Genomic DNA, 13874 nt, shown 5'->3' with positions numbered 1-13874 from the left:
TAAGTTTGATAAAAAAACCTCCCGTCCCGCAGAAAACGTGGGATTGGGAGGTTTTGATTATAGTGTGAATTCAACGTTTATCGTACAAACCATCCAGTGGGTTGAGGGGCTATGTCTGCAGTATCTCGTAGATCATGGACTTTGACATTACTGCCATAGATCATGGAATCGCTACTCAGTCGAAATGAAGGGAAACTGTGCTCGGATTGCAGACGCAGACAGGGTTCAAAGTAAATCTGCTGCTGTTTGTTGATTACAAACGGAAGCGAGCCCGCTTCTACGGTAACATCATCGCTATCCGGTTCGTTTAAGATCAGAAGTACCGCAATTCCGTCACAACCGCATCCATCGGTATCATAAAACAATTTGAAATAGCCTGGTCGATCTCCCAGCTTTTCAGTAAGTCTTGCTTCTGCCAGCGGACTGACTTGAATGATCATGACGTCGTTCACACTCCTCTAATCTCCAATGAATTCGCTTACAATTTAATATATGGACCATAAATGCAGATTAGAAGGTGAAATAAAGAAAAGCAAACATGTTCTGTGAAAATAATGAAGCTAATGAGTGATACATCGAACAATTCACGTATGAATGTCATACCCAGAACTTCAATTGATCCAGTGTGAAATCATTCGCCCGCCAATGAAACCCATTTCATCGCCATTCCTTATCTGGTATGATAAGCAGGGAAAATAGGGAAAATTAGAGAAAAAGGAAGGTTCCGCTATGACACCGATCACCATATACGACATCGCCAAAGAAGCAAATGTATCTGTCGCGACGGTCTCCCGGGTATTGAATGACACGGCACCAGTGCGTGCAAGCACCCGAGAGAAGATTATGTCCATCATCGAAAAACACCAGTTTCAGCCCAACGCGCAAGCGCGCAGTCTGATCAAGAAAGAGACGGGAACTATCGCCATCATCCTGCCAGACATCACAAACCCCTTCTTCCCGGAAGTCTTCTGGGGCGCGGAGAATGAGGCTCGCGGATTAGGGTACACGTTCTTTCTGTGCAATACCGCAGGGGACTACAACAGGGAATCTGAATATTTGTCCATCCTGCGAGAGAAGCGGGTAGACGGGATTATTTTTCTCGGTGGGCGAATCAACATGCAGGTCTGTCCAGATGACATGGCTCAGGAATTGATTGATATGGGCAAACGTATGCCGATCGTACTGGTCAATGGCAATATTGCCAAAGGCGGATTCCACCGGGTGTACACGGATGAAGGGGCAGGGGCTGCCCTTGTAGCTGAGCATTTGCTTGAACTGGGGCATCGCGATATCGCCTTTGTCGGCGGTCTGAAAGAGTTGTCCACCACGATGGTCAAGGTCAGAGCTGTGCAGAAGAAACTTCGCGAACATGGGCTGGAAATACCAAAAGAACGGCAGCTTCTTGGCAGTTTCTCCATCGACGATGGCAAACGCGAGATGTCCAAACTGCTGGATCGTGACAATCCACCAACCGCGGTCATCTGCGTGAATGACAACACGGCGATTGGTGCTATCAAGTCAACGATTGAGCATGGGCTCTCGATTCCGAAGGATATATCCATTGTGGGTTTCGATGACACGCCGCTCGCTAGTGCCGTTATACCCGAACTGACAACCGTATCCCAGAACACATATCAGCTTGGAAAACAGGCTGTGGACGTGCTTCATGAGCTGATTAACCAAGGCAAACCGAAGAAGCAGATCATTCTGCAACCGGAGCTAATTGTGCGTCAAAGTACAGGACCTGCTGCAAGATAAGGGGCCCTGTAATTGGAAAAGAAAGCGTTGACATTTCCTTGAAGGGTGAAATATAATGAGTGCGTGAATGAAACCCCTTTCATAAAGTGGAACGGGTTTTATGTTTCAGCTTAATGAAACCCATTTCATGAAACGGGTTTCAGTGTAGTCATCCATTCATTATATCAAGGGGGCGTAACGTATGAAAAGAAGTCTAAAGGTCATTTCGTTATTGATGCTGGTCATGGTAATGGGTCTTACAGCCTGTAGCAGCGGGAGTAGAAACAGTTCTTCCGGCGAGTCCGGTGGCAAGGTTGATTTGAGCATGACGATCTGGGGCTCGGAGGATGAGAAGAAAATTTATCAGGAGCGACTCGACATTGTGAAACAGAAGTATCCCGATATTAACGTGAAGCTGAACGTGGTTGCAGGGGATTATGACCAGAAAGTACAGACCATGATCGCCGGGGGAACGGCGCCGGACATCATGATGATTGCCGAGAACTATCAGGCGTACGCCTCCAAGAATCAGATTATACCGCTGGATGACATGATTCAGGCGAACAACGTGAACATGTCTGAGCGTTATTCCGATGATATTGCAAACCTGATGAAGTACGATGGCAAACAATTCGGTTTGCCGGATCGTGCAGGTGCGATGGTCCTCTTTTATAACAAAGATCTGTTCGACAAAGCCGGGGTGGAATATCCAACCAAAGATTGGACGCAGGACGATCTGATGGCGGCAGCTCAGAAGCTGACAGTCAAGGAGAATGGCAAGACGACTCAATGGGGTTACTACCCGGGCAGCTGGTGGCCGCAATGGATGCAACTGATTTACCAGAACGGTGGCTCGATATTCGATGAGAGCGGTAAACCGACATTCAATACAGAGCCTGTACGTAAAGCATTGCAATTCATGAATGACCTGACCTTCACACACGGTGCGGGGCCAACGCCAACCGAGATTGCCGACATGGGGAATATCGGAGCTGATCCGCTGTTCGCACAAGGCAAGATCGCCATGGAAACGACAGGGTTCTGGAACATTGGTTCGCTTGCCAAGGTGGAAGGCATCAACTGGGATATCTCTCCGGTATGGGGCGAAACGAACGCATTCTTTAACGGATTAACGATTACCAACGCTTCCAAACATAAGGAAGAAGCATTCAAAGTAATTGAAGCACTGACCACACCTGAAGCACAGATGCCAATGGTTAAAGCCGGTCAGGATGCTCCTGCAACCAAAGCGGGTCTGTCCAGTGATGAATTCCTGAATGCCGAATATGGTGGCAAGAAAATCAACATGGCTGCATTCAGTGAATCGACGATCTATGCAGAACCGTTCAACCCGCAATGGAACGAAATGATGAAGCTCATTAACGATAAGCTGGGTGTGTATTTCAACAACAAAGCCTCGCTTGATGATACCGTAACTGAAATTCAGAGTGGACTGGAGAGACTCTACAAATAGAGGATTTTTCTGAACATGCACAAATAGCAGCGACAGCAGGACAGGTGGAATCGGCGTGAATGCGGGTTCCATCTGCTCTCTGCGTCATGGGAGGGCTTAACGTGAGAAAAAAGGACGGGAAATGGTTCTACATCTTCATCTCGCCTTGGCTGATCGGATTCCTGGGGCTGACCCTGGGACCAATCCTATTTTCCATCTATATGAGCTTCACGAACTGGGATCTGTTCCAGTCCCCTGAATTTATCGGTATAGACAACTACAAAACACTGTTGACGGATGACCCGATCTTCTGGAAAGCGGTGGGAAATACGTTCTTCTACGCCCTGATATCAATCCCGCTGGGCATGTCGATATCGCTCTGGATCGCGTATTATCTGAACAAGAAGATCAAAGGTATTACTTTCTTCCGGATTCTGTTCTACCTGCCTTCCGTCGTTCCGGTGGTTGCGAGTTCATTGCTCTTCATCCACTTGCTTGCGCCGACAGAAGGATTGATCAATCAGGCACTTGCGATCTTTGGTATTCAGGGTCCTGCCTGGCTGCTTGATCCGAACTGGGTTAAGCCTGCATTGATTCTCATGTCCTTATGGGGTGTGGGTGGTGGTGTGGTATTACTGCTTGCAGGTATGAAAGGAATACCGCAGGAATTCTACGAGGCCGCTGCCATCGATGGAGCGAAAAGTACCCAATCGTTCTTCCATATTACATTCCCCATGCTGACTCCCGTCATTTTCTTCAATCTCGTGACTGGCATGATCGGAGCGCTCCAGACCTTCGCGCAGGTATTCATCGTCACTGCAGGAGGACCAGACAATTCAAGCCAGATGGTCGTTCCCTACTTGTTCCAGAATGCGTTCCAATTCTACAAAATGGGATATGCATCGGCGATTGCGTGGGTATTATTCATTATCATCATGGCGTTGACACTGGTTGTATTCCGTTCATCGGCGCTATGGGTGCATTACGAGGAGGGAAAAGCCAATGAGTAATCCATCGACTGTGGAGAAGACGATATCCTACATTTTTCTGATTCTGGTCGGGGTGCTGCTTGCTTCACCTTTCCTGTACATGATCTCCATTGCACTGGCCAGTGACGCAACAACCGTCAAGTCAGCCTTTACCTTCGTACCGATGGAGTTCCAATGGTCGAACTTCTATACGATCTTCACAAATAACAATCTTGGTACGTATCTCAAAAACTCAGTTATCATTACCGTCTTTACGATTGTCGGGTCGGTATTATCGGCTTCGGTCGTATCCTACGGCTTCGCCCGGATTAAAGCGAAAGGAAGCAGTTTCCTGTTTATTGTGTTGCTCAGTACGATGATGATTCCGGGTGAGGTGACGATGGTACCGCAGTTCATCATCTTCCGTCACCTGGACTGGATTAATACATTCTACCCGCTGATCGTGCCGAGCTTCTTCGCCGGGGCATTCAACGTATTCCTGATTCGACAGTTCGTCATGAGTATTCCGAAATCACTGGATGAAGCCGCCATGATCGACGGAATGGGCCACCCGGGAATCTATTGGAGGATCATACTGCCACTGACGTATCCAATTCTGGCTGCCATTGCGATCTTCTCATTCTCTTACAACTGGGGTAACTTCATGGGGCCGCTCATCTATATCAATGATCCGGAGAAAATGCCACTGGCACTCGGAGTGCAGCTGTTGACTACGGTAGGTGGCGGGCAGATGCCACCATGGAACCTTGTGATGATTGCTTCCCTGTTCCTCACCATTCCGATGGTGCTGGTATATCTGTTCGGACAGCGTTATGTCTATGAGGCCAACATTAGCGGCGGAAGTAGCGGAATCAAGTAACAGAAGGTGTCTGTAGTGTGTGTATGGTCTGAACCTGATGTGCAAAGTGAACGAAGTTATCAACGTACATGGAGAAAGGATTGTTTAGCCCATGGCGCATAAAGAACAACGCAGCAGAAGCAAACGGAGTTATATCCTCATGGGGGTTGCCCTGATTGCCCTGCTGGCAGGAGGAGGAATTGTTATCAATCATTTTGCCAATGAATCATCCAAAACACTTGTATTCCAAGAGGAACCGGTACGTCTGAAACTGGATCAGTCCTATGATCATTTTGAAGGCTGGGGCACGTCACTTGCCTGGTGGGCCAACGATCTCGGATTGTGGAAGGATCAGGCGAAGGTTAGTGAAGTGATGGATCTGGTCTTTGATCCTGAGAAAGGATTAGGTCTGAACATCGTCCGTTACAACATAGGCGGTGAAGAAAATCCAGAGATGAAAGCCCTCCGTCCCGGTGGGGATGTACCTGGCTTCCAGCCTGAACCTGGAGAGTGGGACTGGGATGCCGATGCAGGTCAGCGTGCTGTGTTACAGGGCTCGATGGAGCGCGGCGTGAACATTGCTGAAGCATTCTCCAATTCACCACCTTACTGGATGACGATCAGTGGATCGGTTACAGGAGCTGTGGATGGCAGCAACAATCTGCGTGATGATCAGTATGATGCGTTTGCCGATTATCTGACTGAAGTCGTGAAGCATTATCGGGACGAGTGGGGGATCACCTTCCGCACACTGAATCCGCTCAATGAACCTTCCTCCGACTGGTGGAAGAAGGGCAATATGCAGGAAGGCAGTCATTTTACGAATGAGAAACAGGCCGAGATTATCAAGAAAGTCGCTGCATCTCTGAAGAGCAAAGGACTGGATGGAACCGTCATCAGTGCCGCAGACGATAACAGTATTGACGAGACGGTATTTAATTTCAACCTCTATGATCAGGACACGCTGGACGTAATCCAGCAGATCAATACCCACTCCTATAATGGTAGCAAAATGGAAGAGCTGCGCACATTGGCAGAACGCCATGGCAAGAAGCTGTGGATGTCCGAGTACGGAACAGGTGGCAGCGAGCCGCACAGTCATGAGGATATGACCTCGGTGCAGGAGCTGGCAGAGCGAATCATGTTTGATCTGAAAATCATGCAGCCATCTGCCTGGGTATACTGGCAGGCCGTTGAAGATGAAGGCGCCAATAATAACTGGGGTTTCATTCATGCGAACTTTAACGGAGAAGAGCAGTATGAGATGACTAAACAGTATTATGGCATGGCCCAGTTTACAAAGTACATTCGTCCAGGCGCGACGATTATTCCAACGGATAGCGGACGCACGCTGGCTGCCTATGACGCGGAACGTCAGAGACTGGTGCTGGTGATTCGTAACGAATTGTCAGCGGGTACAACGGCGTTTGAACTGGAAGGGTATGCGTACGGAAAAACATCCACCGCTCAGGTGTATCAGACTTCACCGGATCGGAACATGGAACAGCTTGAAGACATTCCGGTGTATGCGAACGGACTTGAAGTGCCTACCGCAGACAATTCCATCACAACGGTTGTACTCGAAGGCGTGACGTTGCAGGGGAACTGATAACAGCACTCGGAAGGTTGTTCTGTCATCGTAGTCCCAGTGTAGATTGTCTTTTAGTTCAACGAGTTTGGTTGCCTTATATTTTTAAAAGAGTTATAGGACATATGAAACTATATAAATTGAATTAAACATTTACACCAAACGGAGAGGACAGAAAAAACCTGAAGAAGCGGAGCGTGCGCCTACAAGCTTTCTGCAAGAAATCTACATCGGAAGCATACGCTATCCCCGGATTTTCCCCTTTGAGAAGAGGGAATCAAAAAAATCTGGGGATAACAGCGATCGGAAGGTTGTTCTGTCATCGAAGTGCGCAGTGTAAATAATCTTTAGTTCAATTTATATAAAATAAAGAGAAGGAGGGGATATCTTTGACAGAGAAAGCATCCCTTTTGCTCCAGGAACAGGAGAAGAACATCGCCAGGGCTGAGAATGGTGTTCAATCCGAGTTAACGTACGATGCACGCAGTTTTTTCCTGAACGGAGAGCGTGTATTTCTGAACAGTGCAACGATCCATTATTTCCGCATGCCGAAGGAGGAATGGCGGGAGATTCTGCTGAAAGCGAAGCTGGCAGGTATGAACTGCATCGACACCTACTTTGCGTGGAATGTGCATGAACCGGAAGAAGGACAGTGGTCCTTTGAAGGGGACAACGATTGCGGAGCGTTTCTGGATTTGTGCGCAGAACTCGGCATGTGGGTTATCGCGCGTCCGGGTCCGTTTATCTGTGCAGAATGGGATTTTGGCGGTTTCCCATACTGGCTGGGTACGAAGGACAACGTGAAATTCCGGGAAAATAATGAGACGTATCTGCATTATGTGAATTTGTATTTTGACCGGGTTGTGCCGATTATTCGAAAGCGCCAGCTATCCGCTGGGGGCACGGTCATTCTGGTTCAGGTGGAGAATGAATATGGGTATCTGATGGATGACGCTGCTGCAAGTGACCATATGAATACGCTGAGAGATGGATTGTTGCAACGTGGCATTGACGCTACACTAATCACTTGCGTTGGCGGTGCGGAAGGCACGATTGAAGGGGCTAATTTCTGGTCAGGTGCTGACGGGCATTATGAGAAACTTCGAGTCAAACAGCCGGACACCCCGAAGATGGTCACGGAATTCTGGACCGGATGGTTCGAGAATTGGGGAGGACCTTCGGCCATTCAGAAGACAGCGTCTTTGCTGGAGAGACGCATCATGGAGATTCTGCGTGCCGGGTATACCGGAATCAGTCACTACATGTTCTATGGTGGCACGAACTTCGGTGGATATGGCGGCAGAACGATGGGTAGTAGTGACATCTTCATGATTACGTCCTATGACTATGATGCACCGCTGAATGAATATGGACGGGTGACACCGAAATATGCGGTGACCAAGAATCTGTCCTATTTCGTCCATGCATTTGGGCCACTCCTGATGGAAACAGAGGAAATTCCAGAAGAAGAGATCGTTGTACGTCATCCTGAAGGCATATCTGCACGAGGCAGACAGGCGGATAACCAGAAGATTTGGTTCCTGGAGAGTCACAAGGATGAACGCGAGACCATGCACATTACGTTGGAGGAAGGCCGAACTCTTCCCGTATCACTGAATCCAGGACAGATTATTCCATTGCTGGATCGAGTACAGATTGCCGAACACGTATACCTGACTGCGGGTACGATGATTACGGGCAATGAAATGATCAACGGAGAATTGACCCTGTTCATCGTGGCCGCTGCAGGACAGCGGTCAGTTGTTGAACTGGAAGCAGGGGCATTAAACGTTAAAGGTAGCACGGTGCAAGTGCTGGTCGAACATGATTCAGCCAGGAACGTATACCGCTTCGATTTGTTCCATTTCCAAGAGCCTGGAATGATCCAACTGGAAGCTAACGGCACACCAATCCGTTTCGTCATTCTGGATCAAGAGATGATGGATCGAACATGGCGATTGGAAGCAACAGATCAGAAGGGACTACGTTATGTGATCGGGTTTGATGACGTGGACGTGCTGCCATCTGGTCAGGTCAAGGGCATGATCACTGATCCGGATCGCACGATTATGCTACTTGGTGACTGGACCGATGGAGAACGGACGTTAACAGGTCGTGAGTTCCTTGCTAGCGAGGAAAACGGTGTGCAGTACGATGTGTTGAATCCTGAGGGACGAGATACCCCAACGCCATCCACTCCACAAGCTGTACCGAGTGAGCTTAGTCAGGAGTCTGATGAAGGAAGACAACAGCAACCTTCATGGACAGCGCCGATTGCGCCAACGTTGCCTGCTTCTCCGGAGCTGTCACGTGTTATGTTAACTGCGAAGCAGGGCTCGGCGAGTGCACAACCGGAGGACTTTTCCCGGTATGGACAAGATTTTGGTTATCTGTTGTATGAATGCGACTTCGAGAGTACAACCGAAGGAATCACTAACCTCATTTTGCCGGATATCCAGGATACTGCCAGAATCATCGTTAACGGTGTTCAGCAGTCATTAGTGCGTCAGGTAGGTGCCGCAGGAATACAGTTACAAGTAGCCCAAGGGCAGAACACACTTCAGATTCTGGTGCAGCATATGGGCAGATTGAACTTCTCTCCATATGTGGGTGAGAGCAAAGGTCTGGCTGGTGCTGTATATCTGGGCGGCAAAGTTCAGGATATTCGTCGGGATTGGCGTACGGAGAGTGGAAGTGTTCATCTAGATGAAGTGAATTCTCTCCAAGGGACTAAACTTCTAAGCAGAAGTTTTACGCTGGATAGCATGGATCGGGCCATCCTCGTGGGTGCCTTGAGCAAAGGTCTTCGTATCAATGGCATTGAAGTTCCGATGGAAGGATATCAGGACTGGTTTGCCTTTCAGACGCTGGACATATCCTTGTATATCAAGCCCGGAGAGACGAATACACTTGAAATGCCATATAGCCGTTCATCGCTGGATAGATTGGAACTGATCACGTATTCGAGTCAGGGAGAACTGAAGAATTGGCGTATGGCAGGGACAGATGCATTGCTTCCGCAACAATGGGAGAGATACGAGGTAGTCCAAGGAGCGGACCATCGTAGAGTACAGGGGTCAATAGAGCGTGCAGCACAGCCTGCTATCGCCCAAGGTGGCAAGTGGAATGCCAATCTGGCGTCTAATACCTCGGCTGGATCGGTTATTTGTGCTACATCGAGCGAGAAGTCTCACCTTGTATCCAACCTTGTTCCAGTCCAAGAGTCGTATGGTCAGCCCGTCTGGTATCGCTGGCGTTTCGCGAAGCCTACTGTTTCCGAGAACCATAAGGTGAACCTGAAGCTTCGCCTGACGGGAATGAGCAAAGGAACCATTCACCTGAACGGACATCATCTGGGGCGTTATTGGCAGATTGGTCCGCAAGAGGATTACAAAATTCCAGTAGCTTGGCTACAGGAAGAGAATGAACTGCTTTTGTTCGATGAAGAAGGCAGAACACCAGAACGGGTACGATTCCTACTGGATGAGTTATCCCGTTATCCATGGGTTGTGGTGGAGTAAAAGCATCGCAGAGATAATCAACTAGAAATGGATTGGGCTCGAAAATAACATCATATAACGTGAAAATATACCTTTTACCGTAGTCACACTACCTCATTTTCTTAGTCGAAATAACCCGGGTTCGTGAATCTTTGGATTCAGTCTTGTGCGTGAATTAGGCTAAGGGAATGGGGGAACTGTGGTGATCAGGTCGGTATAATGGGCAAAGGTACACTTATAGCTCAATTATTTGTAACCGTTTACATATATAAAGGTTGTTCATCCATGATCTGTGAAGGGAGTGATGCTTCATGTAATTGGAATTCGAACAGGCAGCCGCGAGGTGTCTCACAGGGGATAGTTTAAAGTTATTTATTTTGACAAAAAAGTTGGCACGTTCATCACTCATGCATAAGGAGTTGACCTGATGTTAACGAAGAGGAAAGACAGAGCAAGAGGATTCAGCGGTTTCAAAGCCGTAATGACTTTGCTGCTCGGAACATTGCTTCTATTGACCATGGTATTCCCGAATACAGCCAGAGCAGCGACAAGTGTCTATACGATATCCGCTTTCACGAACACAAGTGAGTCCAATATGTATATCTACGAATCCTATAATGCGACACACTATGGTTTGCTAAAAGGGCCAGCCTATACACCTCCGGCCGATCTGATCCGCGATCCCAGCATCATGAAGCACACAGATGGTCTATATTACGTCGTCTACACCACGAACTGGTCAGGCAACACGATCGGTATAGCCTCCAGCCCGGATAAAGTGAACTGGACGTTTGTCCGTAACATTACATTATCCACACCAACCACGATTGCACACACCTGGGCACCAGAATGGTTCAAAGACAGCAACGGAAGTTTGAACGTTATCGTGTCCCTCTCACCAGGCAACTATGAGAATTTCAAACCTTATGTCATCACCGCTTCAGGCAGCAATCTGACGTCTACCTCATGGTCCGCGCCTACTGAACTGGCAGGCATTGCTCCCAATTATATCGATACCTTTATCGTGAAGACAGGCTCAACCTATCATGCCTTTACCAAGAACGAGACCACCAAATACATTGAATATGCGACATCCACCTCGCTGACCGGTCCTTATACTTTTAAAGGCACAGGGGATTGGGCAGGTTGGGGCTCTTGGGTGGAAGGTCCGGCGCTTGTTCAGTTGGATAATGGTTCATGGCGAATCTACTTTGACGGCTATGCGACACAAAAATATTATTACAGCGACTCTGCTGAAAATTTCCAGACTTGGGGTGCCAAGCAGGAGATTGCAGGTCTTACCGGACTGGTCCGGCATATGACCGTATTGAAAGAGTCCGGACAACCGGGTGATATCCGCAAGCTGGAGTCATTCAATGTACCGGGAAGCTTCATTCGTCATTACAACTATCAGGCACGAATTGATGCGAGTGTTAGTCCTGTGGAGGATGCGCAATTCCGTATCGTTCCCGGGCTGTCGAATGCAACAGGCATTTCATTTGAGTCTATGAATTATCCGGGTTATTTCCTGCGCAATAATAATGGCAACATTACCCTGGTGAAAAATGACGGCAGTGCTACGTTCCGCAATGACGCCACGTTCAAACGTGTAAATGGACTTGCTAACGCCGATTGGACATCCTATGCCTCGTTTAATAACCCGAACCTGTACCTGAGACATTACAATAACGTGCTGAAATTGGAAGCTGTCGTTACTGCACTCGATAAGTCAGACGCGACCTTCCGAGAGGTTGCACAATAATTGGTGTTCGTGTTTCGAAAAATTCATAAGGAGTGAAGCGGATGAAGTGGTTAAAGCGAATGAGCTCGCTGCTGCTGGCAGGAAGTCTACTAACAGGCAGTCTCGGTCTGGGAACAGAGGTATCTGCCGCGGGAGCCTACACGGCTGTTGCCGATCCATCAAAGCAATATCAGACGATGGAAGGCTGGGGAACATCTCTCGCATGGTGGGGCAAAGTGGTTGGAGAGTATTCCAATCGCGATGAGTACGTAGAGAAAATGTTCAACGCGAATACCGGACTGGGTCTGAATATCCTGCGGTACAACATTGGAGGCGGGGATAATCCATCTTCCAATATCCTTGAATATCGAAAAGCCGTTCCTGGCTACCAGCCTTCTCCCGGCGTGTATGACTGGAATGCAGATGCGAACCAGCGTTATATGCTGCAAGCTGCCAAAGCTCAAGGCGTGAATGTCATCGAAGCCTTTGCGAATTCCGCACCTTACTGGATGACGATTAGTGGTGGTGTGTCCGGTGCAGCTAATGGAGGGAATAACCTCAAGCCCGATTATTATGATGATTTTGCCGATTATCTGACTGAGGTCGTGAAGCATTTCCGGGATAACTGGGGAATCACATTCGATAGCGTAACTCCGCTGAATGAACCGATCTCTACGTGGTGGAAGCAGGGCAATGACCAGGAGGGCATGCACTTTGAACGGGCGGATCAGAACACGATTCTGAGTCAATTACAAGCTTCGTTGAATGCGAAGGGCCTGTCCACAAAGCTGAGCGCACCAGAAGAATACAGTATCGATGATACCAATGTGTCATTCAACAGCTACAGCACCGCGGTGAAATCAGCAATCAGTCAGATCAACACACACACGTATGGTGGGAGTAATCGAACTGCTTTGCGCAACACAGCGACGTCTGCGGGCAAACATCTGTGGACCTCGGAATATGGGGACGGGGATGCAAGTGGACTTACCATGTCACGTACCATCCTCAAGGATATTCGCAATATGGGCGCGAGTGCGTGGGTGTATTGGCAAGCCGTGGATAGTGCAGAAGGATGGGGATTCTTCAAGAATGTGCTGAACAATACACAAACGACCAGCTACACCGTGAACCAAAAATATTATGTCATGGGCAATTACAGCAAATTTATTCGCCCTGGATACAAGATTATCGGCATGAGTGATGCCAATACCCTTGCGGCCTATGATGCATCTTCCGGCAAAGTTGTGCTGGTTACGACCAATTCGGAATCGACAGATACAGCGGTAACGTATGATCTCAGTCGTTTTACGAACACAGGCACGTCTGCTCAAGTATATCGGACCTCTTCAACAGATAAGTTGCAGCAACTGACCAATATTTCGGTGCAAAACAAAACCTTTACGGCTACGGCCAAGGCCAATTCGGTCACAACCTACGTCATTTCCGGTGCATCTTATAATGGTGGTACAGGATATGAAGCAGGGGCTATCTACAAGCTGATCAATCGAAATAGTGGACTTGCACTTGATGTGAACGCTGCTTCTACTACAGGTGGAGCAACGATCATTCAGTGGAATGATAATGGAGCAGCCAACCAGCAATGGAAGTTGGAGTCTACAGGCAACGGATATTACAAAATCCGCAATGTGGGCAGTGGGCTTTTGCTGGATGTGAATTCAAGTTCTACACAAGGCGGAGCCGCTCTGATTCAGTGGCAGGATAACGGGGGCAACAACCAGCAATGGCTGCCGATTGATGTGGGAGGATATGTGGTACTTGCGAATCGAAACAGTGGCCTGACGGTTGACATCAATCAAGGGTCTGTGACCGCAGGTGCCTCCACCATTCAGTGGGCAGACAATGGCGGTGCCAATCAGCAATGGAGTCTAGTCAAAGTGAATTAGTGCAAGTGAGCAAGAATTAACGTTCTTACGTGTCCTTCTTTCTTGGAGGTGCAGTGTTCTAAGCAACACCGCACCCTCTAGGAAAGTAGCTATTTTATACATACATATGTTCATTCAACGG

9 protein-coding genes are annotated in these 13874 nt (G+C 48.3%); 8 read left to right on the top strand and 1 reads right to left on the bottom strand.

The genetic code is table 11. The annotated features are described in order from the left end of the window. Positions 1-77: 77 nt before the first annotated feature. Positions 78-440: an iron-sulfur cluster biosynthesis family protein gene (locus OM416_RS08490; protein ID WP_062835739.1), complete on the bottom strand. Its 363-nt coding sequence runs from the start codon at positions 438-440 to the stop codon at positions 78-80. A 289-nt stretch (positions 441-729) separates the two neighbouring features. On the opposite strand from OM416_RS08490, the gene OM416_RS08485 reads away from it, so the two are divergent. The 8 genes from OM416_RS08485 (at position 730) to OM416_RS08450 (ending at position 13753) form a co-directional block, all read left to right on the top strand. Continuing rightward, entirely contained in the window at positions 730-1758 is a 1029-nt protein-coding gene (locus OM416_RS08485; RefSeq protein ID WP_062835738.1) for a LacI family DNA-binding transcriptional regulator, read from the top strand. 181 nt (positions 1759-1939) lie between these two features. Beyond that, positions 1940-3211 carry an ABC transporter substrate-binding protein gene (locus OM416_RS08480; RefSeq protein ID WP_264928452.1) on the top strand — a complete coding sequence of 424 codons (1272 nt, stop codon included), beginning with the start codon at positions 1940-1942 and terminating at the stop codon, positions 3209-3211. A gap of 101 nt (positions 3212-3312) precedes the next feature. Next, on the top strand, positions 3313-4200 hold the full coding sequence (locus OM416_RS08475; RefSeq protein ID WP_264928450.1) for a carbohydrate ABC transporter permease: 888 nt from the start codon (positions 3313-3315) through the stop codon (positions 4198-4200). Then, entirely contained in the window at positions 4193-5038 is an 846-nt protein-coding gene (locus OM416_RS08470; RefSeq protein ID WP_264928448.1) for a carbohydrate ABC transporter permease, read from the top strand. The genes OM416_RS08475 and OM416_RS08470 overlap by 8 nt, the downstream gene beginning before the upstream one ends. A 91-nt stretch (positions 5039-5129) precedes the next feature. Beyond that, complete coding sequence (locus tag OM416_RS08465; RefSeq protein WP_264928446.1) at positions 5130-6626, top strand: glycoside hydrolase family 30 protein; 1497 nt, start codon at positions 5130-5132, stop codon at positions 6624-6626. A 368-nt stretch (positions 6627-6994) separates the two neighbouring features. Further along, entirely contained in the window at positions 6995-10126 is a 3132-nt protein-coding gene (locus OM416_RS08460) for a beta-galactosidase (protein WP_264928444.1), read from the top strand. A 406-nt stretch (positions 10127-10532) separates the two neighbouring features. Beyond that, positions 10533-11867 (top strand): glycoside hydrolase family 43 protein, encoded by a 1335-nt coding sequence (locus OM416_RS08455; protein WP_264928442.1) that lies wholly within the window; start codon positions 10533-10535, stop codon positions 11865-11867. A 41-nt stretch (positions 11868-11908) separates the two neighbouring features. Continuing rightward, positions 11909-13753 (top strand): RICIN domain-containing protein, encoded by a 1845-nt coding sequence (locus tag OM416_RS08450; protein ID WP_264928441.1) that lies wholly within the window; start codon positions 11909-11911, stop codon positions 13751-13753. Positions 13754-13874 lie beyond the last annotated feature (121 nt).

It is taken from the genome of Paenibacillus sp. LS1 (genome assembly GCF_026013365.1).
Lineage (GTDB): Bacteria > Bacillota > Bacilli > Paenibacillales > Paenibacillaceae > Paenibacillus.
Note: the sequence above shows the minus strand (reverse complement) of the source record. Positions and strands in the feature narration are given on the sequence as shown.

Excerpts from the sequence above, each read along its gene's own strand:
- OM416_RS08490 (WP_062835739.1), bottom strand. The coding sequence starts at position 440 with ATGATCATTCAAGTCAGTCCGCTGGCAGAAGCAAGACTTACTGAAAAG.
- OM416_RS08485 (WP_062835738.1), top strand. The coding sequence starts at position 730 with ATGACACCGATCACCATATACGACATCGCCAAAGAAGCAAATGTATCT.
- OM416_RS08480 (WP_264928452.1), top strand. The coding sequence starts at position 1,940 with ATGAAAAGAAGTCTAAAGGTCATTTCGTTATTGATGCTGGTCATGGTA.
- OM416_RS08470 (WP_264928448.1), top strand. The coding sequence starts at position 4,193 with ATGAGTAATCCATCGACTGTGGAGAAGACGATATCCTACATTTTTCTG.
- OM416_RS08465 (WP_264928446.1), top strand. The coding sequence starts at position 5,130 with ATGGCGCATAAAGAACAACGCAGCAGAAGCAAACGGAGTTATATCCTC.
- OM416_RS08455 (WP_264928442.1), top strand. The coding sequence starts at position 10,533 with ATGTTAACGAAGAGGAAAGACAGAGCAAGAGGATTCAGCGGTTTCAAA.
- OM416_RS08450 (WP_264928441.1), top strand. The coding sequence starts at position 11,909 with ATGAAGTGGTTAAAGCGAATGAGCTCGCTGCTGCTGGCAGGAAGTCTA.